The organism is Xanthomonas sp. A1809 (assembly GCF_017746015.1).
Classification (GTDB): domain Bacteria; phylum Pseudomonadota; class Gammaproteobacteria; order Xanthomonadales; family Xanthomonadaceae; genus Xanthomonas; species Xanthomonas euvesicatoria.
The window spans coordinates 261567-285809 of the sequence record NZ_JAGHWZ010000005.1; the positions used below are offsets into that span (position 1 = coordinate 261567).

The following is a 24243-nucleotide window of genomic DNA, read 5'->3' on the forward strand; positions in this document are numbered from 1 at the left end:
ACCCACCTGCATGCCGGCGCAACGCGCGCCATCGCATGCGCTCAACGCCGCGCGTAAAACGGCGCCATCACCAGATACACCGGATACGCCAGCACCATCAGCGCCAGGGCGACCTCGTGCCCCGACGCCGCATCGGCCCACGCTTCCATCTGTGGCGCCGGCCCAGCCACGCCAAACCCCAGCAACAGCACTCCCATCGCGCAGATCAGCAGTGCCAGCGCCAGTCCCGCGCCGGAGATGTCGCCAGCAGCCAAGGCGACAAACGCGGCCCCGCCGGCCACCAGCATGCCGAGCGTCACCAGATACGCGCGACAGTAAACGGCAGTCATCTGCCGGGTTCTCCGTTTGCTGGACATCGTGTCTCGCCTGCGCCTCGGTGCCGAGCGCGTATTACCCCCTCGCACCGCTTCCATTCATCACCGCACGCAGCCGCTTGCAGCCGCATGCGCACAAGAACACGCGCTGCGCGCACCGCACGCAGCGCTGCAACCGCTGGCGGCGATTACTTCGCCTTGCCCTGGTTGGCCACCGCTTCGGCCGCGCGCTTGGCCGCTTCCGGGTCGCCCAGGTAACGGAAGCTGCGCACCTGCAGGTTGTCGTCCAGCTCGAACAGCAACGGGATGCCGGTGGGGATGTTGAGCTCGAGGATCTGCTCGTTGGAGACATCGTTGAGGTACTTGTACAGCGCGCGCAGCGAATTACCGTGCGCGGTCACCAGCACGGTCTGCCCGGCCTTCAACTGCGGCGCAATCGCGTCGTGCCAATACGGCAACACGCGCACCAGCGTGGTTGCCAACGACTCGGTCCCCGGCAGCGCGTTGCGGTCCAGGGTGGCGTAGCGCCGGTCATGGCACGGGTGGCCCGGGTCGTTGACGTCCATCGCCGGCGGCGGGATGTCGTAGGAACGGCGCCAGATCTTGACCTGCTCCTCGCCGTGCTTGGCCGCGGTTTCGGCCTTGTCCAGGCCTTGCAGGCCACCGTAGTGGCGCTCGTTGAGGCGCCAGCTCTTGGACACCGGCAACCAGTCCTGGTCCAGTTCCTTCAATGCGCCCTGCAGCGTGTGGATGGCGCGCTTGAGCACCGAGGTGTGGGCGACATCGAACTGCAGCCCTTCGTCCCTCATCAGCTTGCCGGCCGCCACAGCTTCCTGGCGGCCCTGGTCGGTGAGTTCCACATCCACCCAGCCGGTGAAACGGTTGTCCAGATTCCATTGGCTCTGGCCATGGCGCAGCAGTACGAGTTTGCGGGTCACTACGGTTCTCCGATTGGGGCCGATCAGCCTGCGATTGTAGCGGCAGCGCGTGCATCGCAGGCGTGCACGAGATCGCCACAGGCAGCGCGCGATGCTTTCGCAATGCAGACCAACGATCCCGTCTTCGCCGGTTGGGACGGCAGCGTGATTCAGGCGCGACAGTTGCAGCAGCAACTGGCACGGCGCGTGGTGCTCGATGACGCGGTGAGCGCAACGCCGCAGTTGCTTGCAGGGTTCGATGTCGGTTTCGAAGACGATGGCCAGACCACCCGCGCGGCTGCCGTGTTGCTGGATGCGCAAACGCTGCTCCCGCTGGAAACGCACGTCGCGCGCGTGCCGACCTCGATGCCCTATGTCCCCGGCCTGCTCAGTTTTCGCGAATTGCCCGCGTTGCTGAGGGCCCTGGCGCTGCTGTCGCGTACGCCGGATCTGGTGTTCATCGATGGCCAGGGCATCGCGCATCCGCGCAGGCTGGGCATCGCAGCGCACTTCGGCGTGGTCACCGGCCTGCCGTGCATCGGCATCGCCAAGCAGCGCCTGGCCGGCAGCTTCGCCGAGCCTGGGCCCGAACGCGGCGACCACACGCCGATCCTGCTGGGCGGTGCGCAGATCGGCTGGGCACTGCGCAGCAAACCGCGTTGCAACCCCTTGATTGTCTCGCCCGGCCATTGCGTGTCGATGCAAGGCGCGCTCGACTGGACCCTGCGCACGTTGCGCGCCTATCGCCTGCCCGAGCCCACGCGCCTGGCCGACCGGCTGGCCTCGCGCCGCGGCGAGGTGACGGTACCGGCAGCCTGCTCCGGTCAGCTGCTGTGAGCAGGCGTCGCGTCAGCGGCCACGTGCCACAGCCCCAGCGCCGGCCGCATAGGCACGGCGCTGGGGCAACCCATCAGTTGTAAGTGATGACGATGCGACCGGAGCCGTCGATCCGGAAGAAAATCAGTTGCTTGTCTGACGGAGGCCGGTAATTCACCAAAGAGCCCACTGCATAGGGCTGATCGCTGCACGAGGACGAGGACGCAGCGACCTGATAGGTGGTCGCCGTGCTGAGCGTCGGCCCTGCAACACTCCTGCCGGAGTAGACCGCATAGCAGCCGACCGCGCTTCCATTTATCAGGAATGCCAGCGAGCGGACATTGGCGGACGCACTGATGATGCGACTGGGGAGGGCCCGAGCGCTCTGCGCACTACCAAGGCAGGGCGCCAACGCTGCCATCACCAAGAAGAGCAGCGATGTTGTCTTCCTTCCTGAGATCGATAAGGACATAACGTATTCCTCGGATTGGGAGTAAGAATCTGAAACGCATCGAGTAAAACGCTAAAGCGCGAGCGACTTGCCGCTAGGTGTACACCGCAGACGATGCGCAGCAAGCGACCGTTGCCGATCCGTCACCTGAGACGCATGCAGTGAAGGCCAAAGCGCTCGTGGATCGTGCAGCGCCGCCATTATTCATGGCGCGATGACGCACATGACCTGGCACGCTGCATTTAGGTGGCGGCGGTACGTTTCCCGCCATGCAACTTCGTTCGTGTTGCAACTTCGCCGCTGCCAGAACCTCGTCCACCGATACCTGGCGGCAGCAGCGGTGGCGAGGCCTGGAGACAGCCGCTTGCGTTGCAAGATCAGGCCGGCCATGGCGGCCACAGGCACCCCGGGCCTTGCCGATGGGAAACATGCGCACGGCAATGGCGCCCGCGCCGAGCTTCAATAGTGCGGCCTGCATGATCCCGGACCGCAGCGCTGGATGCGTCGTCTTCGCTGCCAACAATGTCCTCGTTGGCACCGCATCTGCCTGCAAAGACCGGGGCTGTCTCGCGCTGAGCCGCTGCTACCTCGTACCGCTTCCGTAAGGCATTCGCGGTGCGGCACCCGCTGCCGCGCCGATGGCGCGTCCCCCGACGCGCAGGAAGCGCCATGACCCGGACACTGCGTTTTACGCCACGCGCCCGCCCCGGCCACCGCGCATGCGAAGCTCGTGCCCACGTCATCAACTCCGCGAGACCGCGCATGACCACCCTGATCGCTCCACGCGTCCATGACATCGGCGGACTGGAAGTGCGCCGCGCCGTGCCAACCCTGCAGGCGCGCAGCGTCGGCCCGTTCGTGTTCGTCGACCACATGGGCCCAGCCGTGCTGGAGCCCGATCACGGCATCGATGTACGCCCGCATCCGCACATCGGCCTGGCCACGGTCACGTTCCTGTGGGCCGGCGAAATCGGCCACCGCGACACGCTGGGCTCGGATCAGGTGATCCGCCCCGGCGACGTCAACTGGATGACCGCCGGCCGCGGCATCGCCCATTCCGAACGCACGCCTGGCCCGGAGCGCGCACGCGAACACGCCTTGCACGGTATGCAGACCTGGATCGCCTTGCCGCGCTCGGCCGAAGAAACCGCGCCCGCGTTCCATCACCACGCGGCGGCAAGCCTGCCGCAGCAGCGCCGCGACGGCGTGTGGCTGCGCGTGATCGCCGGCCGCGCATATGGCGAGGAATCGCCGGTACAGGTGTTCAGCGGCACGCTGAATGTGGCGCTGGATCTGGCGCCCGACGCCGAACTGGATCTGGACACCGGGCACGCCGAGCGCGCCCTGTACATCCTGGAAGGCCAAGCGCAGCTGGACGGTGCCGACGTGCCAGCTCGCCACCTGATCGTGCCCTCGCCCGGCGCCCGCGGCCGCCTGCGCGCCAAGACCCCGCTCAAGGCGATGCTGCTTGGCGGCGACCCGCTAGATGGGCCGCGTCATCTATGGTGGAACTTCGTATCCAGTTCCAAGGAACGCATCGAGCAGGCCAAGGACGACTGGCAGGCAGGCCGCTTCGGCAGCATTCCCGGCGACGACAAGGAGTTCATTCCGCTGCCCGAGTCACCGGCCCCAAAACCGGTTAATTACCCTTGAAACCGTGCGCTGCGCGAGTGGACCCACACGCGCGATCACCAGGTCTCTTACCGGAAGTGCCACGCTGCACATGCGATGCCAGGCACAGGTGCGACACCACTTGAGCTGATTCGCAAAACTGTGGTAGTGATGGCCTTGTAGACGGAGCGCGTTGCGTAGACGGCAGTCCTTGGACGGGGAGTTCGAGGCACTGCAACGGCACGAAATCGGCGCGCCCGCATCGTCATCCAATGCCGGGGAATCGTGTATGAAGTCTGCATCCTGCCTTGTTGGCCTGAGCTTGCTGCTGGCCGCTGCCACCGCCCATGCCCAGACCTCGCCGGTCTGCCCGCCGTTGCCACCGGCCTCCGGCCTGCAGTGGAACGAGCTCGCCGGTGCCGATTACCTGGTCTGCAAGGCCATGACTGCCGATGGCCGGCAGGTGGTCGGCGTGATGCTCACTACCCGCGACCCGGCGATGACACTGGCACGCGAGCGGCGCGCCGAAAAGGGCCAGATTCAGCAGGAAGACTTCTACTGGTACAAGCTCGATCTGGGCGGCCGCGACATGCCGGGCACGGAATCGCGCCGCGTCACCGTGGTCGAACTGGGCAAGAAGCGCTACGCCCAGCTGTGGATCGATGGCGCCAGCACCGAAGAACTCGCCTCGATGCAGTCGATGGTGCAGAACATGGATCTGCAGCCGGCCAGCCTGGCGCTGCAGCGCTGACGCAGCGCGCGTCACAGCCCCGCGCACTGCTGCACCCGTCTTGCAGCGCGCGGGTTAGCCGGCACGCTGCAGACAGTGTCTGACGCACCAGGCGCGCCGATGCGTCCAGCCGCTCAACGATTTTGATTCCGGCGGCCACCACGTGCGACGGCGATGGGCTGGAGAACGCTCACGCTTGCAAACGTTGGAGCAGTGGCGCATGTCATGTCGGCATCCGCCCGGAATCGGGGTGGACCGATCGCTCGTTCCAATTCCGATTCCGCACTCACCGAACCCAAAGACTGCCGGCAAGCGTCTGTCAGTCGCTTCGAATCGCCGTGTCTCCACCGCCGCCAGCCGCCTGCAACTGAGTCTCGATGCGCACCTCGCCGGTCAGCAGGCGATGGATCGGGCATTTGTCGGCCACCTCCATCAACCGTGCGCGTTGCTCGTCGTCGAGCGCACCGTCAAGCACCACCGCGCGGGCGATCGCCGTGCCGGCAGCGCCGCGCTGCGTGTAACGCAGATGCACGTGCACCGCCGTCAGCGGCCACTGCTTGCGCGCGGCCACCATCGACACCGTGATGGCGGTGCACGCACCCAGTGCGCCCAACACCTGCGATTCGGGATCCGGCCCGGCGTCGCTGCCACCATTGGCCGGCTGCGTATCGCCGCTCCAGGTGTGCAGCCCGTCGTGGATGCTGACCGTGTACGGCACCGTGCCGGTGCGCACGCTGACGGGCCGGTCACTCATTGCCGGCTCCTGTTGTCGTACGCGGGCCGGTTCAAAACCGGCCTTCCTGGAAATCGACGAACGCCTGCATCAGCTCCTGCTTGGTGTTCATCACGAACGGGCCATGCCGCATCACCGGCTCGTTGAGCGGGCGGCCCGCGACCAGGATCAGCTGCGCACCGTCGGCACCGGCGTGCAGGCGCAGGCGCTGTCCGCCACCCAGCACGGCCAGCTGCTGCGCCGGCAACACGCGCGCGGTGTCGCTCTCGCCCACCGTCAGCGCGCCCTCGAAGGCATACGCGAACGCGTTATGTCCGCTGGGCAGCTGATACTCCCATTCCACGTTCGGTTCCAACGCGATATCCAGGTACACCGGGCTCGTTGCAGGTTGCACGATCGGCCCGACCACCTCGCCCACCGCACCGGCAATCACCTTGACCGTCACGCCGGGCGCCGGATGCGCCACCGGAATGTGGTCGGGTGCGTACTCCTGGTACTTGGGATCGGTCATCTTCTCGCGCGCCGGCAGGTTCACCCACAACTGAAAGCCGCGCATGCGCCCGGATTCCTGCTCCGGCATTTCCGAATGGATCAGCCCGCGCCCGGCGGTCATCCACTGCACGCTGCCCGGCGTCAGCAGGCCTTCGTTGCCGTGGTTGTCCTTGTGGCGCATGCGCCCGTCGAGCATGTAGGTCACGGTCTCGAAACCGCGATGCGGGTGGCTGGGGAAACCGGCCAGATAGTCTTCGGCCTTGTCGGTGCCGAATTCGTCCAGCATCAGGAACGGGTCCAGCTCCGGCAGCTGCTGGGTGCCGATGACGCGGGTCAGTTTGACCCCGGCCCCGTCGGAGGTCGGCATGCCGCGAATGGTGCGCAGTACGTGCGCTGCTGTGGTGGTCGTGGTGCTCATCGCTTGTCCCTGTGCCCTGTGGCGAAGCGCCAATGATGGGTGCGCGCGGGCCGCCGCCCAACCGCGACCATTGCAACCGATCGTTCCAAACGCCGCCAGCGTGCCAGCGCCCTAACCGATCTGTGACCGCAGCACCCTACGACCAAAGTTTTAACCCGTTGCGCCCGCCTGGCATTGACCGCAGCCGGGCGTGGGGGGACCCTTGAACGAATCGTTCCTGAGGGGCATGCATGAAAGGGTTCTCCAAGCTGGCCTGGGGCGCGTTGGCGCTGCTGGCCGCGTTCTGCCTGGGTACCGTTGCGCTGCGGCGTGGCGAGCACATCAACGCGTTATGGATCGTGGTGGCCGCGGTGTCGATCTACCTGATCGCCTACCGGTTCTACAGCCTGTTCATCGCCGACAAGGTGATGCAGCTGGACATCACCCGCGCCACCCCGGCGGTCGCCAACAACGACGGCCTGGATTACGTGCCCACCAACAAGCACGTGCTGTTCGGCCATCACTTCGCCGCCATCGCCGGCGCCGGGCCGCTGGTCGGCCCGGTGCTCGCCGCACAGATGGGCTACCTGCCCGGCCTGCTGTGGCTGGTGGTGGGCGTGGTGTTCGCCGGTGCGGTGCAGGACTTCGTGGTGCTGTTCCTGTCCAGCCGTCGCAACGGCCGCTCGCTGGGCGATCTGGTGCGCGAGGAAATGGGCCAGGTGCCCGGCACCATCGCCCTGTTCGGCGCCTTCCTGATCATGATCATCATCCTGGCGGTGCTGGCGATGGTGGTGGTCAAGGCGCTAGCGGAAAGCCCATGGGGCATGTTCACCGTCATCGCCACAATGCCCATCGCGATCATGATGGGCGTGTACATGCGCTACATCCGCGTCGGCAAGATCGGCGAGATCTCGGTGGTGGGGTTGATCCTGCTGCTGGGGGCGATCTGGCTAGGCGGCAAGGTGGCCGCGGACCCGACCTGGGGCCCGGCCTTCACCTTCACCGCCAAGCAGATCACCTGGATGCTGATCGGCTACGGCTTCGTCGCCTCGGTGCTGCCGGTGTGGCTGCTGCTGGCACCGCGCGACTACCTGTCCACCTTCCTCAAGATCGGTACCATCCTGGCCCTGGCGATCGGCATCCTGGTTGTCATGCCGGACCTGAAGATGCCGGCGCTCACGCAATTTGCCTCCACCGGCGATGGCCCGGTCTGGAAGGGCGGCATCTTCCCGTTCCTGTTCATCACCATTGCCTGCGGCGCGGTCTCCGGCTTCCATGCGTTGATCGCGTCCGGCACGACGCCCAAGCTGCTCGCCAACGAAGGCCACATGCGCTACATCGGCTACGGCGGCATGCTGATGGAATCGTTCGTGGCGATCATGGCGCTGGTGGCCGCGTCGATCATCGAGCCGGGCATCTACTTCGCCATGAACAGCCCAGCCTCGCTGGTGGGCACCGACACTGTCGCAGTGGCTGCCAAGATCAGCGAGTGGGGCTTCTCGATCACACCGCAGGTACTCGAGGCCACGGCACGCGATATCGGCGAGCACAGCATCCTGGCGCGCGCCGGCGGTGCCCCTACGCTGGCGGTGGGCATCGCGCAGATCCTGCACCAGTTGCTGCCGGGCGAAGACACCATGGCGTTCTGGTATCACTTCGCCATCCTGTTCGAAGCCCTGTTCATCCTGACCGCGGTAGACGCCGGCACGCGCGCCGGCCGCTTCATGCTGCAGGACCTGCTGGGCAACTTCATCCCGGCGTTGAAGAAAACCGAGTCGTGGACCGCCAACATCATCGCCACCGCCGGTTGCGTGGCGCTGTGGGGCTACCTGCTCTACACCGGCGTGATCGATCCGTTCGGCGGCATCCAGACCTTGTGGCCGTTGTTCGGCATCTCCAACCAGATGCTGGCCGGGATCGCGTTGATGCTGGGTACGGTGGTGTTGTTCAAGATGAAGCGCGACCGCTACGCGTGGGTCACCATCGTGCCGGCGCTGTGGCTGTTGTTGTGCACCACGTACGCCGGGTTGATCAAGATCTTCGACAGCAACCCGGCGCAGGGCTTCCTGGCGCAGGCGCACAAGTTCCAGGCGGCCATCGCCAGCAACACCATCACCGCGCCGGCCAAGACAGTGCCGCAGATGCAGCAGATCGTCACCAATGCCTACGTCAACACCGGGCTGACCGTGCTGTTCCTGTTCGTGGTCGGCTCGATCCTGATCTATTCGATCAAGACGATCGTGGCAGCACGCCGCAACCCGCAGCGCACCGACCGCGAAACCCCGTACGTGGCGTTGCAGCCGCATCAGATGGCAGACCTGTAATGGGCACGCAACTCGTCCTGGCCAGTCACTATCAGGCGCATCGCCGCATCTGGCGGCGTCTGATCCAGACCGCGCGGCTGTGCTGCGGCATCCCCGACTACGACAACTACGTGCGCCACATGCTGGAAAAGCATCCCGACAAACCGGTGATGGACTACCCCGCCTTCTTCCGCGAGCGCCAGGATGCGCGCTATGGCGGCAAGAGTGGGTTTCGCTGTTGTTGATCGGTGACGGTTGATTGCCTGGCCGGTCGTCGGCTGATCAAGAGGTAGAACCGCAGCAGGGCGCGATGCGAATCGCGCCCTGTTGCGTTGGCTCGACCGCAACTCGATAAAACGAATCACGTAATGGCGCATTCGCTCGTCGCAGCGCCTGTCGATGTGATGGCCGATCGATCCGCAGCAAAGACCCAATCGACGCCTGCAGGAACCTGTTCGCGGCAGCGAGCTGCTTTCACCAGGCGTCAGTCAACTGTCTGGTGCGGTGTCCTCGCCACTTGCGGGACCGTTGGCGGCATGGATGCCGCCAACGACTCCCATGGACGGGTTCACGGCGTGTCCCGCAAGCGGCGAGGAAACCGCGCACTCGACGACCCAGCTTTTGAATGCGTCAAGATTGGGCGATGACGCGAATCGCGATCACTCGGACGGATCGCAACGTCCAATCCATCAATTGCAGGACACTGCCCGCGCGTTGGCTGCGGGCCCTCTCACGTTGGTCGTTACGCATGTTTCGACAAGACAACCGAACACCTTGCGGCGCGGTGTCCTCGCCGCTTGCGGGACGGGTCCACTACGTACCCATGACACCGCCCCCCTCACCAAGCTGCCGCCTTACCCAGCCCGCTTCTGCGCCAGCCGCGCGAACAGCGCAGGCAAATCACGCATGTCGTCGAACACTTCAAGCACACCGATGCGGCGCAGGGTGTCGCCATGCCCCGGTGGAATGTGGCTTGCACCGGTAAACCCCAGCACCTGCATGCCGGCCGTCACGGCCGCGGTTGCACCGGTGGGGCTGTCTTCGATGACCACACAACGCTGCGGCGCGACTCCGGCGGTGCGTGCCGCCAGCAGATACACGTCCGGTGCCGGCTTGGGCCGCTCCACCATGTCGGTGCTGAAAATACGTCCCGCCGCGCGTGCGGTGAGCCCGGCCCGTTCCACCGAGGCAATCACATTGTGGCGCCGGCTATTGGAGGCCACCGCCAACGGCAGTGGAATCTGCTCCAACGCCTCGCGTACGCCTGCGATCGGCTGCACCTGCGCCTGGATCAAGGCCTCGCTGCGCGCCTGGATCTGCGCGAGCAGGGTCTCTGGCAACTGCAATGCAAAGCGCTCTTCCACCCGCCGCAGCACCTCGCGCGTGGTCTGCCCGAAGGTGGTTTCCAGCAGCTGTTCCAGCGGCTCGCTTGGCACGAAAGACGCCAGCGCCTCACGCATTACCCGGTCGGCCAGTATCTCGCTGTCGACAAGAACGCCATCACAGTCACTGATCAGTAGCTCGTACTCCATCGCACCCATCTGCTCACAAAGCGCCATTATGCCGGCCCGGGTGTGACCGTCGGCTGTGGGGCAGCAGGCTGTGGCGATGGACACTTCGCCGCTTGCAGCATGCGCACCATCAGGACAGGCGGCCCCGAGCATGCGGCCCACAGCACCGTCATGTCACACGCCGTACCGTCATGTCACAAAAAGCCATGTCACGAAATCTTACCGCAAGCGATTTTTCCAGCTGCTAGGATCTGCCCCGCTGCGGCGGGACTTGCTGCAGCGTCATCAGGAATGCGATCAGGAGAAGGAGATTTCGATGCAACCGCGATTCCCCGCCCTGCTCGTTCTTGCGACCTCGTTTTTCGCGGTCTCATGCACCGCCTCGCCCGGTGCCAAGGAGCAAACCACCATGTCAGCCACGCTGCAGGACCACACCGTCGCCTTCCGCGACCCCGCCCTGACCGACATCGCCCAGGCCATTGCGCACGGTGATGTGGCCCGGATCAAGGCACTCGCCCCCACTGTCGATCTCGCCGCGCATGGCGATCAAAACGTCACCTTGCTCGAATGGGCAATCTGGAACGAACAACCGCGCGCGCTGGCCGCATTGCTCGATGCAGGTGCAGACCCATCGCTCCCCGGCATGGATCAGGAAACGGTCGTGCACATGGCCGCCATGGCGCAAGACCCGCAGTATCTGCAGATCCTGCTGCAGCACAAGGCGCCGATCGATGTCGTCAGCGCGCGGGCGGGCTGGACGCCGCTGTTTCGCGCGGTGCAGAGCAAGCGCGATGCGCAGATCGATTTGCTGATCAAGGCCGGTGCAGATGTACAGCGCGTCGACCACACCGGCAACAGCCTGCTGCACCTTGCGGCGCAAAGTGGCGCAGCCAGCCCTGCAGTGCTCACCCTGCTCAAGGCCGGTGTCGATCCCACCGTGCGTAATGCCCAGCAGAAGACCTTCCAGGCGTATTTCTTCACCACGCCGGACCGCCTGCTCAACGCCAGCGGCCAGCAGGTCAGGTCGGACGTACGCGCGTGGTTGAACGCCCATAACATTCCCGTGGAAAGCAGCCGCTAAGCGCGCTTTTCGCATGACGAACGCAAGGAGCCGCGCATGAGCCCGTCAGAATCCTCTTCTTCCACCCCGTTCGCAGAATCGATGCGCGGGCAACAACCGCATCCGGAAGACCGCCAGCTTCCAGCGATGCTGCAGGACCTTTACGCCACCGCCGCCCAACGACGCGAAGGCGGCGCCGAAACCTTTGCCGCCCTGCCCAATGGCTGGTCGCGCATGGACGACCGCGCGCTGCAGCAGGCAGGCATCGACCCTGCACTGCTGCACGACGCCAAGAGCGGCTTCGATGCCGCGTTCTATCGCAATGATCAGGGGCAGGTGGTGCTGGGCTTCTGCGGCACCGACGAAGGCAAGGACTGGAAGCACAACATCGGCCAGGGCCTGGGCTTGGACGATGCGCAATACGCTTCGGCGATCCAGCTCGGTAGCCAGGCCAAACAGGCGTTCGGCGACCAGGTGGTGATCAGCGGGCATTCGCTGGGCGGCGGTCTGGCCGCGGCATCGGCAATGGTCAACGACATTCCGGCAGTGACCTATAACGCCGCCGGCGTCAACGACCGCACGCTGGAGCGCCAAGGTCTGGATGCATCGGCGGCCAAGGATTACGCCAACAGCGAATTGATCCGCGGCTACCACGTCAAGAACGAAATCCTGACCCATCTGCAGGAAGACAGCATCCCGCTCAAATGGGCCATGCCCAATGCGGCCGGTCATCAGATCGAACTGCCCGAACCGGACCCGTTGTCCTTCGGCCAGCGTCTGGTGCCGGGCATGATGCTCAAGCATCGGCTGGATCTGCACGGCATCGATTCGGTGATGAAGGCGCAGGACATGCAGTTGCAGGACCAGGCGCGCGGCACCGCATTGCAGCCCGGCAGCCAGCTATTCAACGACGCGGTGGTGCAGTTGGATGGGCAACGCGACCGCCTGGGGCTGCGCGACGACACCGCGTTTCTCAATACCGCTGCCAGCGTGGCCGCGCGTGCAGGCAACGATGGCTTGCAACGTATCGATCACCTGGTGCCCAACCGTGACGGCGACAGCCTGATCGCGGTGCAGGGGCGCATGGACGACCCGGCCCATCTGCGCAGCCATGTGCAGACGGCATCGGCAGCCAACGAGCCGGCGCAGACCAATGTCAGCCAGCTGCACCAGCACAATCAGCAACACACCCAGCAGCCGCCGCAGCAGCAGGAAGAGCAGCGCCGGGTGATTCAGCAGTAAGGCGCCAGTGGCCCGCGCAATGTCGCGGGCCACTCTTCGCCTGCACGCGGCTGGCAGCAGCGCGTCAAGGTCTTGCGCGCGATCGCTGTCGGCTTCGCGCAGTGCAGCGTGTCTTTGAGACTAGCGCGCGTATTCGAACCGCGGCGCGACATGGCCGACACCGTGTCATCGGAGTCGTCAGCCAATCGCGCACGGTGCGCAGAAGCGGGATGCCAGGCGCGGCACATGGCGCAACGCCGAGCATCGCCCAGCCGCACTGGCGATTGCACAGCGGTGTGATACTCGCTCGGTCGCTTCATCGTGGCGTTGCAGATTGCGGCGCGAGTTATCCAGCGCCTGCCATCGCCCGCAAGGTAATGCCGACCAGATAGGCCAGATAGGTGCCGGTGGCGTAGCCCATCGTGCCCAGCAGCACACCGACCGGCGCCAGAGCCGGGTGAAATGCCGCGGCAACCACCGGCGCGGAGGCCGGGCCGCCGATATTGGATTGCGAGCCGATCGCAAAATAAAAGAACGGCACCCGCAACAACCGGCCAAGCCCCCATAACACGGCAATGTGCACGGCAATCCAGATCAGGCCGAGCAGGAACAACCATGGCCGGTCCAGCAGCGCCAGCAGATCCATCTGCATGCCGATGCAGGCGATCAGGAAATACAGCAGCAAGGTGCCGATCCTGGACGCGCCCGCGCCCTCCAGCGTGCGCGCACGGGTAAAGCTCAGCAGCAGGCCCAGGCTGGTCGCCAGCACCACCACCCACACGAACGGCGTGTCCAGGCTGAACTGGCTGGCCCAATCCAACTGCGCCTTGCACCACGCGGCAAGAGGATTGGCCAGGGCATGCGCAAGGCCGACACCGCCGAATGCCACCGCCACGATCACCATCAAGTCGGCCAAGCTGGGAATGCGCGCATGCTCGGCCTGGAAGCGCGCCATGCGCTCCTGCAAGGCATCCAGCGCCCGGGTGTCGGCACCGCTGCGTGCATCGATCTTGCGCGCGCGGCCGGCCAGGAAGATCAGCGCCGCCATCCACACATAGCCCACGCCGACATCGACCACCGCGAACTGCCCGAACGTGGTTGCGTCCACATCGAACACTTCGCGCATCGCCAGCATGTTGGCGCCACCGCCGATCCAGCTGCCCGCCAGCGCTGCCATGCCGGCCCAGGTATCGCCGGCCACGGTGGCCGGATGCAGCCAGCGCATCACCCAGAACGCCACCACCGCACCCAGCATGATGCTTAGCGATGCGCCCAGATACATCGCCACCAGCTTGGGGCCGAGCCGCAGGATCGCGCGCAGATCGATGCTCAAGGTCAGCAGGATCAATGCCGCAGGCAGCAACACGTCACGGGCGATCGGGTTGTACAACCGGGTGTTGGCACCATCGATCAAACCGACCGTGTTGTAGATGCCAGGCAGCAGATAACACAGCAACAAGACCGGCACCACCGCGTAGAAACGCCGCCAGAACCCCTGCTCCCGTGCAGACGTCCAGAACACCGCGCCCAGGGTGGCGGCGATCAGGCCGAACACGACGATATCGTTTCGAATCAGCGCAGCACCGGCAGCATTCACGACAGGCGGACATCCAGAGAAGTAGCCGCCAGAGCGCGGACCGGCCCCAGGTGGCCGATACCTCGAATCTAGCCGACCCGGACGTCTGCGCAAACCCCGCACAGCTGCGGACAGCCGCCACCGTGGGCAATGGTTTACTGCAGCAAACGACTGCGTTGCGTACGGCCTCAGCCGTAACGCCGCACCACCCGATCGCCGCCGCCGGTGTTGACCACCACGCCGCTGGGCTGACCGGTGGTCAGGCAGTGCAGTTTTGCCATCCATTCGGCAAAGTCCAGGGCGCCCTGCTCGCGCAAATACCGCAGCGGCGACCAGTGCGGGCGGGTTACCCACCAGCCGCCCTGTGCGGGGTGGATGCGTACGACATAACGAGACTCGTCCATCAGGCCTCCGGCCAGTGCGTCTAGCGGTCGAGCAAAGGCGCATGGGGCGTAGGGCCGCGATGCGCGAGGAATGGGAACGCCTTCTCCCGTCCGGTATGCCGGCGTGCCCTTACTCAAGGGGCCGCGGGAGAGTAGCCAATGGCCCCGCGTCCGGCATAGCCAGGATGTTCTTTTATGCATGCCAATGCCGTCGGGCTGACACTGGCAGGTCGGTAGGAAAATTCTTACGTGACACACATCACGTCCAGCGCTACATTCGGTCAGGACTGGTGAACGCCGCGTCATCAGCAACCGTCAGACGAGCGTGGACGGTGCGCAGTGGGTGATCAGTCGCTCTTGAAGACTGCCTCTGGGGAGGGGTTGCATGCATCTGCTTAGGAAATTCCAGTTTTCGGTCAAGACCGCCATGGTCATTGGCTATGTGTTGGTGATCAGGGAAGCGGTCGTGCTGTGGTCGTAAGGCTGTTGCACGGTTGAGCGTGTCGGCCAGGCATGTCGGTTGGCGGGCTGCAAAAAAGAGGTAACGCGCCTGGACCGGTGTCGGTGATCGGCACCGGTCACGTCAGCGTGCGTGCAGTGACGGTGCCTGCCGCTGACGGTGCGGCCGGCGCCGATCGTGTCAGGACCCAGGCTGCCAGAGATTTGCGTGCGTACCCGTCACGGCGTCTCAGTCCGCATCGACCCAGCCGCGCTGCTGCGCGGCGGCCAGATCCGTCGGCGTGTCGATATCCAATGCCAACGCCGGGGCGCTTACGCACCCCAGGCTCTGCATGTCCAGGCTGGCGAACAGGCCCCGCAAGCCGCTATCGGCCTGCAATGGCACATCCGCCCAGGCCGCATGCGTGACCACCGCGGGAATGCCGCGCACGCCGCTGTAGCCACTGGTTGCACACCCGGAGACGGCGCGATCGGCTTCTTCCAGCAGGGAGCGCAGATGCGGGGCATCCAGCGCAGGCTGATCGCACCCCAGGATCAGGCTGCGTCGCAATGCCGGGTCGCCCTGCACATGCCGGCGCAACGCGGCCAGGCTGGAGCCCATGCCCTCGGACCAATCGGGGTGCCGCAGTATTTCGACATCCAGATCCTGCAATACCTCGCTCAACGTATCAGCATCGGCACCCAGCACGACCACGCAGCGGCGTGGCGCAGTCAGTAACGCAATGCGAGCGGCGCGATGCAGCAACGGCTCGCCATCGCGCATCAGCAATTGCTTCGAGCGGCCAAGCCGGCGCCCTGCCCCGGCGCCCAGCACCAGTGCGGCGTGATCGCCACTCATGCGCCGTACGCTGCTGGCGTGGCGGCAGCAGCGTGCGGCGCTGGTTGCCAGACGGCGGGAGCGTGGCGCTTTCCGACGTTGTCACCACGTGCGGAATGGTGGGTGGCGAAGAAGCTAACGCGAACAGCATCACGCGATACGTCGACGTGGCGATCCGGAACAAGGGTCATGGCGACGTGCTGCTTGAATGGAAGACAGCTGCAGCCTAGAGCGCCGGCTGTGCGTGCAAGGTGACTACCCTTGGCGTGCGCTGTGGATGCATTGGCCAAGGCCTGCCCATAGCGATGCAGATGACAGCGTACTGTCGGAGGCCTGCCACGATAGTGCTCGAAAGCAGCTGTGTTCGACCCGACCGGCTGCGATGCGCCTTGATGACTCACGCACGCGGCAGGAGCAGCCAGCGACTTATCGGCTTGCGGTAACCGCCTGTAGATCTACCACCGCTTGCGTGGCTTCGGCGATGATGCCGAGCGCGATGGTGTGCGGTGACGAGCGCCCCATGCGCCAGCCCGCCGGCATACGCAGGCGTGCGAGCGCGGCATCGCCATACCCAAGCGCCCGCAAGGCCTGCAAGCGACATTGGCGCTTCTGCCGGCTGCCGAGGATGCCGATGCAGGCGACAGGGGACGCCAAGCCGCGCTGCGCAACCTGCATGTCGATCTCGGCATCGTGGGCCAGGCTATACAGCGCGGTGTCGGCATCCAGATGCAGGTCCTGCAGCGCATCGCCCAACGCACGTCGGTCGTAGTGCTCGGGCGCCAAGCCCGGCGGCGGTTCGCCCGGACCATGCGGCCGCAACACGCGCACATCGATGCCCATCTGGCTGGCCAACGACACCAGCGCCAGCAGCGATGGGTCGGCGCCGACCAGCACCAGCCGTAACGGCGGACGATGAGTGCGCACGAATTCGCCTGCACGCGCGTCCTGTGCATTTGCCAGGTAACGCACCGTGCCGGACGCACGATCCAAGGCCACATGAAATGCACGCCGATGCTGGCGCGCGTTACGCCAACGTGCGAGGTGCTCGCCCAGATCCGGCACCGGCCACACCAGCACGCCGATGCGCCCGCCGCAGCTGAGCTGGATGTCCAGCACCTGGCTGCCTTCGCCATAATCCAGCCAGCGCGGCTGACCATCGCGCAGCGCTGCCATGGCTTCATGCGCCACCGCCGCCTCGACACAGCCGCCTGAGACATAGCCTGCCACGCTCCCATCGGCGCTGATGGCCATCTCGCTTCCCAACGGCCGTGGGGAGGAGCCTTGCACATCGATCAAGGTTGCCATCGCCACGCGCTGCCCTGCACGCTGCCATGCGCTCAACGTTGGCAACAAATCGTCGAGCAACGCGTAGCCCGGCCATGCCGGCCACGCCGGCGGCGCATGCGCGACCGGGGCAACCACCGCGCTCACGCGCGCAGCATCTCGGGCAGGTGCGGCAGCAATTTGTCCAGGGTCACCGGATAGTCGCGCACACGCACGCCGGTTGCGTTGTACACCGCATTTGCGATGGCTGCTGCCACGCCGCAGATGCCCAACTCACCCACGCCCTTGGCCTTCATCGGCGACGATAGCGGGTCGCTTTCTTCCAGGAACACCACGTCCTGATGCGGGATGTCCGCATGCACCGGCACTTCATAGCCGGCCAGGTCGTGGTTGACGAAAAAGCCCAGGCGTTTGTCCACTGCCAGCTCTTCCATCAGTGCCGCGCCGGCACCCATGGTCATGCCGCCGATGACCTGGCTGCGTGCGGATTTGGGATTGAGGATGCGTCCTGCGGCGCATACGGCAAGCATGCGCCGGATGCGCACTTCGGCGGTGGCCACATCCACGCCCACCTCGACGAAATGCGCGCCGAACGTGGAGAGTTGATGCGTCTTGCTGAGGTCGCCGAACTCGATCTTGTCTTCTACCACCAGCACGCCACTGGCCGCGGCATCGCCGAGCGCAATGCGCTTGCCACCGGCGCGCACATAGCCATCGGCAAATTCGGCAGCGGCCGGATCCAGGCCCAATTGCCTGGCCACCGCTTCACGCAACTTGACTGCGGCCGCATAGACGCCTGCGGTGGAACTGTTCGCGCCCCACTGCCCACCGGAGCCTGCAGAGGCCGGAAAGCTCGAATCGCCCAGGCGCACATCCACCCAGTTCAGCGGGACCCCGAGCATTTCCGCAGCGGTCTGCGCAATGATGGTATAGGAGCCGGTCCCGATATCGGTCATGTCGGTTTCCACCACCACGCGCCCACCCTGCTCCAGCCGCATGCGCGCGCCGGAGGTCGTGACCGGCGCGTTGCGAAATGCCGCCGCCACGCCCATGCCGACCAGCCAACGACCGTCGCGCGTGCTGCCCGGCCTGGCCTTGCGCTTGGACCACTCGAATCGCTTTGCGCCATCTTCCAGGCATTTGACCAGCTGACGCTGCGAGAACGGGCGTTGCGGATTTTCCGGGTCCACCTGGGTGTCGTTGACGATGCGGAACTTGACCGGATCCATGTCGAGCTTTTCGGCCATCTCGTCCATGGCGATTTCCAACGCCATCAATCCCGGCGCCTCGCCCGGCGCGCGCATGGCATTGCCTTCGGGCAGATCGAGCACGGCCAGACGGGTCGTAATCAGGCGGTTAGCACCAGCGTAGAGCAATTGCGTCTGTGCAGCGGCGTTTTCCGGGCTGCCGTCGGGCAAGTCACCCGACCAGCTTTCATGCGCAATCGCCGTGAGCTTGCCGTCGCGCCCGGCCCCAAGCCGGATGCGTTGCACCGTGGCCGGGCGGTGGGTGGTGTTATTGGCGATCAGCGGCCGCGGCAACATCACCTTGACCGGACGTCCGACCTGACGCGCGGCCAGCGATGCCAGGACTACATCGGCACGCAGGAACAGCTTGCCGCCGAAACCGCCGCCGACGTACGGCGACATGATCCGTACGTTTTCGCGCGGGAGGCCCAGCGTCCTGGCCAGATCGCCGGCACCCCAATTGATCATCTGATTGGATGTCCACACGCTGAGCTTGTCGCCCTCCCACATGGCAATCGATGCGTGCGGCTCCATCATCGCGTGCGAATGATCCGGTGTGGTGTATTGGGCATCCAGTTGCACCGGCGCTGTAGCGAAGGCAGCGTCGAAGTTGCCGACATTGCTGTTGGGCGCGTCGCCCTTCTTGGTCACCTTGGCGCCGGCACGGGCCTTTTCCAGATCGTAGGCGCCAACGTGCCGGCCGTAATCGACCTTGATCAACTGGCCGGCCGCACGCGCCTGCTCGAAGGTTTCCGCCACCACCACGGCAATGGCCTGGTGGTAATGCGCGATCTCGGGGCCGCCCAACAGCTTGGCGGTGTTGAACTTGCCCTTTTGCAACTTGCCTGCGTTCTGCGCGGTCACGATGCCCAGCACGCCCGGCGCCTTGCACGCCGCGCTCAGATCGATGCTGCGAATGGTGCCCTTGGCGATGCCTGCGCCCACCACATGCCCGTAAGCGGGCTGGCCCGGCAGGTCGTGATGTTCGTAGGCATACGGTGCCTGCCCGGTGGTCTTGAGTGGCCCGTCGATACGGTCGACGGGCTTGCCGACGACAGTGAGCTGATCGATGGGATTGGTGCCGGCGGGAGTGTCGAATTTCATATCAGGCCCTCGTGTCGGCCAGGATCGCGGTCAAGGTGCGCTCGACCAGCGGCACCTTGAATGCGTTGTGTTCGGTGGGCTGTGCGCCGTCGAGCAACACGGACGCAATGGCGCGGGCACCCTCTTTCGCTCTGGCTTCGGCAGCTTCGCTGCGCCATGGCTTGTGCGCGACGCCGCCGACTGCGACGCGCGTACTGCCGTCGCGCTGAACGACGGCGGCCACCGACACCAGGGCGAAAGCATACGAGGCACGGTCGCGCACCTTGCGGTACACGTGCGTGCCACCCAGCGGCTTGGGCAAGGTGACGGCGGTGATCAATTCGCCGCGCTCCAGCACGGTTTCCAGATGCGGCGTCGTTCCCGGTGCGCGATAGAACTCGGACAGGGCCACGGCGCGCGTCTGCCCATCCGGGCGCACCGTTTCCACCACGGCATCAAGCAGGCGCATGGCAATGGCCATATCGCTGGGATGGGTGGCAATGCACGCATCGCTGGCACCGATGACTGCCAGTTGACGGTTATAGCCACCGATGGCCGCGCAGCCACTGCCAGGCAGTCGCTTGTTGCACGGCTGATTGGTGTCGTAGAAATAGGGACACCGCGTCCGTTGCAGCAGGTTGCCGGCCGTGGTGGCGCGATTGCGCAGTTGTCCCGAGGCACCGGCCAGCAATGCGCGCGACAGCACGGCGTAATCGCGGCGCACGCGCTGGTCGGCCGCCAGATCGGTGTTGCGCACCAATGCACCGATGCGCAGGCCGCCCTCAGGCGTGGCCTCGATGGTATCCAGGCTCAGGCCGTTGACATCGATCAGGTGCGACGGCGTTTCGATCTGCAGCTTCATCAGATCGAGCAGGTTGGTCCCGCCTGCGATGAACTTGGCACCGGGCTGGCGCGCGGCCTTGGCTGCCGCATCTGCTGGCGAGGTGGCCCGCTCGTAGCTAAAGGCCTTCATGCGCGGCCTCCGGCAACGTCGTTGATGGCTTCAACGATGTTGGAATACGCACCGCAGCGGCAAATATTGCCGCTCATGCGCTCCTGCAATTCGGGGGTGGTGAGCTTGGTCTTTCCGGTGAGGTCTTCGGTGACATGGCTGGGGATCCCGCGCCTCACCTCGTCCAGCACCGCCACTGCCGAACAGATCTGCCCGGGCGTGCAATACCCGCATTGGTAGCCATCGTGCTTGACGAACGCCGCCTGCATGGGATGCAGCTTGTCCGGCGTGCCCAACCCTTCGATCGTGGTGACCTTGGCGCCCTCGTGCATCACTGCCAGCGACAGGCATGCGTTCATGCGTTGCCCGTCGACGATGACCGTACAGGCGCCGCACTGGCCGTGATCGCAGCCCTTCTTGGTGCCGGTGAAATGCAGATGTTCGCGCAGCGCATCCAGCAAGGTGGTGCGGTTATCCAGCGTCAGCGTGACCGGTTTGCCGTTCACCTCGAAAGCGACCTGGCTGGATGCATTGGCAGGCTCGGTTGCCGGCCGCTGCGAGATCGCAGTGGCGGCGGTGGCGGCCATCGACTGGGTTGCGGCAACGCTGGCTGCCGATGCCGTTCCTGCGATCAATACCTCGCGACGGGTCATCTTGATGTCTCTCATGGCTGGCATCTCCAACAATGCTGGCTTTTACAGTTCTCAATCAATGTGCAGCGCTGCCGGTCACAAGCGCGTGAGTGCGCGGTGGCGACTGCACGCGTGAAGCAGTGGTATTGCCAGATTCTAGTTGCCGCCTTTGCCCGCATTAGCGCTGGTTGCTGCATGCGCCTATGAAAGACGCTCATCACTGCGAGTAACCAGGCCCATGCGCCGATGACGTTGGAGTCGGACGGGCCGGCCGAACAGTTCTTGGAATGTGCACGTGCAGCACGCGGGTTGGCCGCCGTGGGCTGCGAACGAACGAAACTCGAGAAGTATTGGTTGCGCTCGCCAGCAGCGTCATGCAGGCGGCGGCCCTTGCACACGTCGAACTACGGAAGTCACACGCCGGCGCTGCGGACGCATCGCCGGCGCTCAGTACCGCAGGCTGGATCAGAACTCCAGCGCGATCTTGCCGAGGTGCCCACCGGCCTTCTGCAGCGCGAACGCTTCACCGATCTCATCCATTGCAAAGCTGCGATCGATCACCGGCCGCAGCGGCAAGCTGTCGAGTGCGCGCACCAGGTCCTGTTGATGCCTGCGGCTGCCAACGACCAACCCCTGCAGGCGTTGCTGGCGCCCCATCATTTCGGCGGTCGGAACCGGCCCAGCGGCACCGGTCAACACACCGATCAAGGCGATATGCCCACCCACGCGCGCTGCACGGATCGATTGCGTCAGCGTGCCCGGGCCACCGACCTCGACCACATGGTCCACCCCACGCCCTTCGGTGATGTCCAGGACCTGCGCCGCCCATTCGGGATGCTGCCGATAGTTGATGAGATGGTCGGCACCGAGCGCTCGCACCTTTTCCAGTTTCTCGTCGGATGAGGAAGTGGCGATCACGCGCGCACCCATCGCCTTGGCAAATTGCAGCGCGAAAATCGACACGCCGCCGGTGCCCAGAACCAACACGCTGTCGCCGGCCTTGAGCCCGCCATTGACCGCAAGCGCGCGCCACGCGGTAACGCCGGCAGTGGTCAGCGTCGCAGCCTCGGCATGGCTGTAACCGCGGGGTGCATGGGTGAATGCCTGCGCGTCGGCGACGACCGCCGAGCGCGCATAGCCATCGACGCCATCGCCTGGGGTAGTGGCAAAACCGGCATGCAAGGGCTCGCCGTCCAGCCACTGCGGGAAGAAGGTGGACACCACATGATCGCCCACTGCGAACTCGTCCACCTCCGGCCCCACTGCTTCCACCACGCCGGCGCCATCGGACATCGGAATACGCCCGTCTGCGGTCGGCATCTGTCCGAGCACAACGCCCAGATCATGAAAATTGAGCGAACTGGCATGCAGGCGGACGCGGATCTGACCGCGTGCAGGCTGCCCCGGATCGGGCAGTGCAACGGACTGCAGCGATGCGATGGCGGCGGGATGGCGAAGACGAATGGCGTGCATGGGGAACTCCTGAGCGTGATTCGGTACCCGGGATAGCATGCTGCCCGTTACGCAAACGCAGTCGAGCTGGCTCTGACATCTGTCGCGGTGCGTGGTGATGCGATGCAGCGAGCGCTGCTGCAGCGGCTATCGCGCGTAGCGACGTGGGCAAGCGGGCTGTTGCATGCAACGTGAGGCAGCAATCACAGATCTGTCATTGCACGTGTTGCTGCACCTAGGCACGCGTGCCGCGACGCGTAGGCTGGCACGGCGGTTGCATCGCCCTGGTATCCAGACAGGTAGCCACAGTGACGTCAACAAGCAAGCGGCGGCGGCAACGTGCTCAGCGCATCGCGCTGCATTTCGTACTGACTGTGTCTTGGATGTTGTTGCTCGGCTCGGAGTATTGGTCCATCCACGAAGAACGCGCGACCGCGCTGCGTAGCGCACAGGCGCAGTCGTTGAATCTGGCCAATTCGCTGGCGCAGCATGCCAGCGACACCCTGTCCATTGCCGACGCAGTGCTGTCCGGGTTGGTGTCGCGGGTCGAACACGACCAGGGCTCCAGCGCGGCGCGTTCTGCGATGCATGAGTTTCTGGTGCGCGAAGCGCGCCGCTCCGATCGCCTGCATGGCATCTTCATCTATGCCGCGGACGGCAGTTGGGTGAGCTCGTCGCTGGACAGCACCCCCAGGACCCACAACAACGCCGACCGCGCTTATTTCAAATACCACCGCGACCATCGCGACGCCTTGTCGCTGGTCGGCCCGCCCGTGCAAAGCCGCTCGGACGGCTCCTGGGTGCTGACGTTGAGCCGCCGTCTCAACGCCCCCGGCGGCGAGTTCGCCGGCGTGGTGCTGGTCACCCTGCAGCTGAAGTATTTCCAGAACTACTACAGCACCTTCGAAGTTGGCCCGCACGGCACCATCGGCATGACCAACGACGATGGCATCGTGATGGTGCGACGGCCAGACAAACAGGGCGTGATCGGTACCTCGATCGCGGGGACGTCGATCTACGTGACCATGCGCGCACGCAAGCACGGCACCGCCACCTATCGCTCGCCGATCGACGGCGTGGAGCGCATCTCCAGCTTTGCACCGGCGCGCCCCTATCCGCTGACCGTGCTCACCGGCGTTTCGGTCGACGATGCGTTGGCGAACTGGCGGGAAGCCGCGCGCCAGCGCATCGTGGTGGCCGCGCTGGGCTGCACCCTGCTGCTGGGCGTGGGGATCTGGCTGGATTTGCAACTGCGCCGCATGCATCGCAACGAAGCCAAGCTGAGCACCGAAGCCTGGGTAGACGCATTGACCGGCATCGCCAACCGGCGCGCCTTCGACCACCGATTATCGCGTGCGTTGCAGGACGCGGTTCGCCTGGAGGCGCCATTGTCGGTGCTGATGATCGACGTCGACCACTTCAAGCTCTACAACGACACCTATGGCCACGTGAACGGCGATGCCTGCCTGCGTTTGATCGCAGGCGCCATTGCCGGCTGCTCGCGCCGCAGCGAAGACCTCGCCGCGCGCTACGGCGGCGAAGAGTTCGGCATGATCCTGCCGCATACCGATGCCGCCGGCGCGCTGCGCCTGGCCGACGCCGTGCGCAATGCGGTCGCCGAGCTCGGCCTGATGCACCTGTCCAGCCCCACCAGCGCGCACGTCACCGTCAGCATCGGCGCAGCCACCTTCGAGCCGGGCGAAGCGCCGCTGAGCCCCAACGCCATCGTGCACGATGCCGATTCGGCGCTGTATCGCGCCAAGCAGAAGGGACGCAATCGCACATCAGCCTAGCGCTGCCGG

The 24243-nt window shown here is 65.3% G+C and carries 22 protein-coding genes; 8 read left to right on the top strand and 14 right to left on the bottom strand.

The features are described 5' to 3' along the window. Positions 1-41: 41 nt before the first annotated feature. Both J7396_RS07500 and gpmA read right to left on the bottom strand, forming a co-directional pair. The gene (locus J7396_RS07500) at positions 42-356 is read right to left on the bottom strand and encodes a hypothetical protein (RefSeq protein ID WP_209261252.1); all 315 of its coding nucleotides are present in this window, start codon (positions 354-356) and stop codon (positions 42-44) included. A 146-nt stretch (positions 357-502) separates the two neighbouring features. Continuing rightward, on the bottom strand, positions 503-1252 hold the full coding sequence (gene gpmA, locus J7396_RS07505) for a 2,3-diphosphoglycerate-dependent phosphoglycerate mutase (protein WP_127166693.1): 750 nt from the start codon (positions 1250-1252) through the stop codon (positions 503-505). 102 nt (positions 1253-1354) lie between these two features. Here gpmA and nfi point away from each other — a divergent pair, with 102 nt between their 5' ends. After that, complete coding sequence (gene nfi / locus J7396_RS07510) at positions 1355-2068, top strand: deoxyribonuclease V (protein WP_011348080.1); 714 nt, start codon at positions 1355-1357, stop codon at positions 2066-2068. A 73-nt stretch (positions 2069-2141) separates the two neighbouring features. Here the strand turns inward: nfi and J7396_RS07515 are convergent, their stop codons facing one another. Next, positions 2142-2519: a hypothetical protein gene (locus tag J7396_RS07515; protein ID WP_122272532.1), complete on the bottom strand. Its 378-nt coding sequence runs from the start codon at positions 2517-2519 to the stop codon at positions 2142-2144. A gap of 741 nt (positions 2520-3260) precedes the next feature. Here J7396_RS07515 and J7396_RS07520 point away from each other — a divergent pair. Then, on the top strand, positions 3261-4151 hold the full coding sequence (locus J7396_RS07520; protein ID WP_209261253.1) for a pirin family protein: 891 nt from the start codon (positions 3261-3263) through the stop codon (positions 4149-4151). A gap of 247 nt (positions 4152-4398) precedes the next feature. Next, positions 4399-4860 (top strand): hypothetical protein, encoded by a 462-nt coding sequence (locus tag J7396_RS07525; RefSeq protein ID WP_008572445.1) that lies wholly within the window; start codon positions 4399-4401, stop codon positions 4858-4860. A 298-nt stretch (positions 4861-5158) separates the two neighbouring features. Here J7396_RS07525 and J7396_RS07530 read toward each other — a convergent pair whose 3' ends face one another. Together J7396_RS07530 and J7396_RS07535 are read right to left on the bottom strand one after the other, a co-directional pair. Continuing rightward, positions 5159-5593, bottom strand: coding sequence for an OsmC family protein (locus J7396_RS07530; protein ID WP_031423537.1), 435 nt, complete (start codon positions 5591-5593; stop codon positions 5159-5161). A 31-nt stretch (positions 5594-5624) separates the two neighbouring features. Beyond that, positions 5625-6482 (bottom strand): pirin family protein, encoded by an 858-nt coding sequence (locus J7396_RS07535; RefSeq protein WP_065613314.1) that lies wholly within the window; start codon positions 6480-6482, stop codon positions 5625-5627. 230 nt (positions 6483-6712) lie between these two features. On the opposite strand from J7396_RS07535, the gene J7396_RS07540 reads away from it, so the two are divergent. Beyond that, positions 6713-8785 (top strand): carbon starvation CstA family protein, encoded by a 2073-nt coding sequence (locus tag J7396_RS07540; protein WP_008572442.1) that lies wholly within the window; start codon positions 6713-6715, stop codon positions 8783-8785. Then, positions 8785-9009: a CstA-like transporter-associated (seleno)protein gene (locus J7396_RS07545; protein ID WP_003488133.1), complete on the top strand. Its 225-nt coding sequence runs from the start codon at positions 8785-8787 to the stop codon at positions 9007-9009. Before J7396_RS07540 ends, J7396_RS07545 begins: the two co-directional genes overlap by 1 nt. Positions 9010-9618: 609 nt before the next feature. On the opposite strand, the gene J7396_RS07550 is transcribed toward J7396_RS07545, so the two are convergent. Continuing rightward, complete coding sequence (locus J7396_RS07550; protein ID WP_209261254.1) at positions 9619-10323, bottom strand: HAD family hydrolase; 705 nt, start codon at positions 10321-10323, stop codon at positions 9619-9621. A gap of 223 nt (positions 10324-10546) precedes the next feature. Here J7396_RS07550 and J7396_RS07555 point away from each other — a divergent pair, with 223 nt between their 5' ends. Both J7396_RS07555 and J7396_RS07560 read left to right on the top strand, forming a co-directional pair. Continuing rightward, positions 10547-11356, top strand: a complete 810-nt coding sequence (locus J7396_RS07555; protein ID WP_029819871.1) for an ankyrin repeat domain-containing protein — start codon at positions 10547-10549, stop codon at positions 11354-11356. Positions 11357-11392: 36 nt separating this feature from the next. Next, complete coding sequence (locus tag J7396_RS07560; protein WP_033478649.1) at positions 11393-12577, top strand: XVIPCD domain-containing protein; 1185 nt, start codon at positions 11393-11395, stop codon at positions 12575-12577. A 325-nt stretch (positions 12578-12902) separates the two neighbouring features. On the opposite strand, the gene J7396_RS07565 is transcribed toward J7396_RS07560, so the two are convergent. The 8 genes from J7396_RS07565 to J7396_RS07600 form a co-directional block, all read right to left on the bottom strand. Continuing rightward, the gene (locus J7396_RS07565) at positions 12903-14153 is read right to left on the bottom strand and encodes a DUF819 family protein (protein ID WP_008572432.1); all 1251 of its coding nucleotides are present in this window, start codon (positions 14151-14153) and stop codon (positions 12903-12905) included. A 167-nt stretch (positions 14154-14320) separates the two neighbouring features. After that, a complete protein-coding gene (locus tag J7396_RS07570; protein WP_008572430.1) occupies positions 14321-14536 on the bottom strand; it encodes a hypothetical protein in 216 nt (71 codons plus the stop codon). Between the two features lie 667 nt (positions 14537-15203). Beyond that, the gene (locus J7396_RS07575; protein ID WP_008572425.1) at positions 15204-15812 is read right to left on the bottom strand and encodes a nucleotidyltransferase family protein; all 609 of its coding nucleotides are present in this window, start codon (positions 15810-15812) and stop codon (positions 15204-15206) included. A gap of 405 nt (positions 15813-16217) precedes the next feature. Next, positions 16218-17222, bottom strand: coding sequence for an XdhC family protein (locus tag J7396_RS07580; RefSeq protein WP_031423549.1), 1005 nt, complete (start codon positions 17220-17222; stop codon positions 16218-16220). After that, complete coding sequence (gene paoC, locus J7396_RS07585; protein ID WP_209261255.1) at positions 17219-19426, bottom strand: aldehyde oxidoreductase molybdenum-binding subunit PaoC; 2208 nt, start codon at positions 19424-19426, stop codon at positions 17219-17221. Before paoC ends, J7396_RS07580 begins: the two co-directional genes overlap by 4 nt. 1 nt (position 19427) lies before the next feature. Continuing rightward, positions 19428-20378, bottom strand: coding sequence for a xanthine dehydrogenase family protein subunit M (locus tag J7396_RS07590; RefSeq protein WP_071117639.1), 951 nt, complete (start codon positions 20376-20378; stop codon positions 19428-19430). Next, positions 20375-21034 carry an aldehyde dehydrogenase iron-sulfur subunit PaoA gene (gene paoA / locus J7396_RS07595; protein ID WP_272912142.1) on the bottom strand — a complete coding sequence of 220 codons (660 nt, stop codon included), beginning with the start codon at positions 21032-21034 and terminating at the stop codon, positions 20375-20377. The genes J7396_RS07590 and paoA overlap by 4 nt, the downstream gene beginning before the upstream one ends. A 420-nt stretch (positions 21035-21454) precedes the next feature. Beyond that, on the bottom strand, positions 21455-22462 hold the full coding sequence (locus J7396_RS07600) for an NAD(P)-dependent alcohol dehydrogenase (RefSeq protein ID WP_109291348.1): 1008 nt from the start codon (positions 22460-22462) through the stop codon (positions 21455-21457). Positions 22463-22686: 224 nt separating this feature from the next. Here J7396_RS07600 and J7396_RS07605 point away from each other — a divergent pair, with 224 nt between their 5' ends. Then, the gene (locus tag J7396_RS07605; protein WP_184419901.1) at positions 22687-24234 is read left to right on the top strand and encodes a sensor domain-containing diguanylate cyclase; all 1548 of its coding nucleotides are present in this window, start codon (positions 22687-22689) and stop codon (positions 24232-24234) included. Positions 24235-24243: the final 9 nt, after the last annotated feature.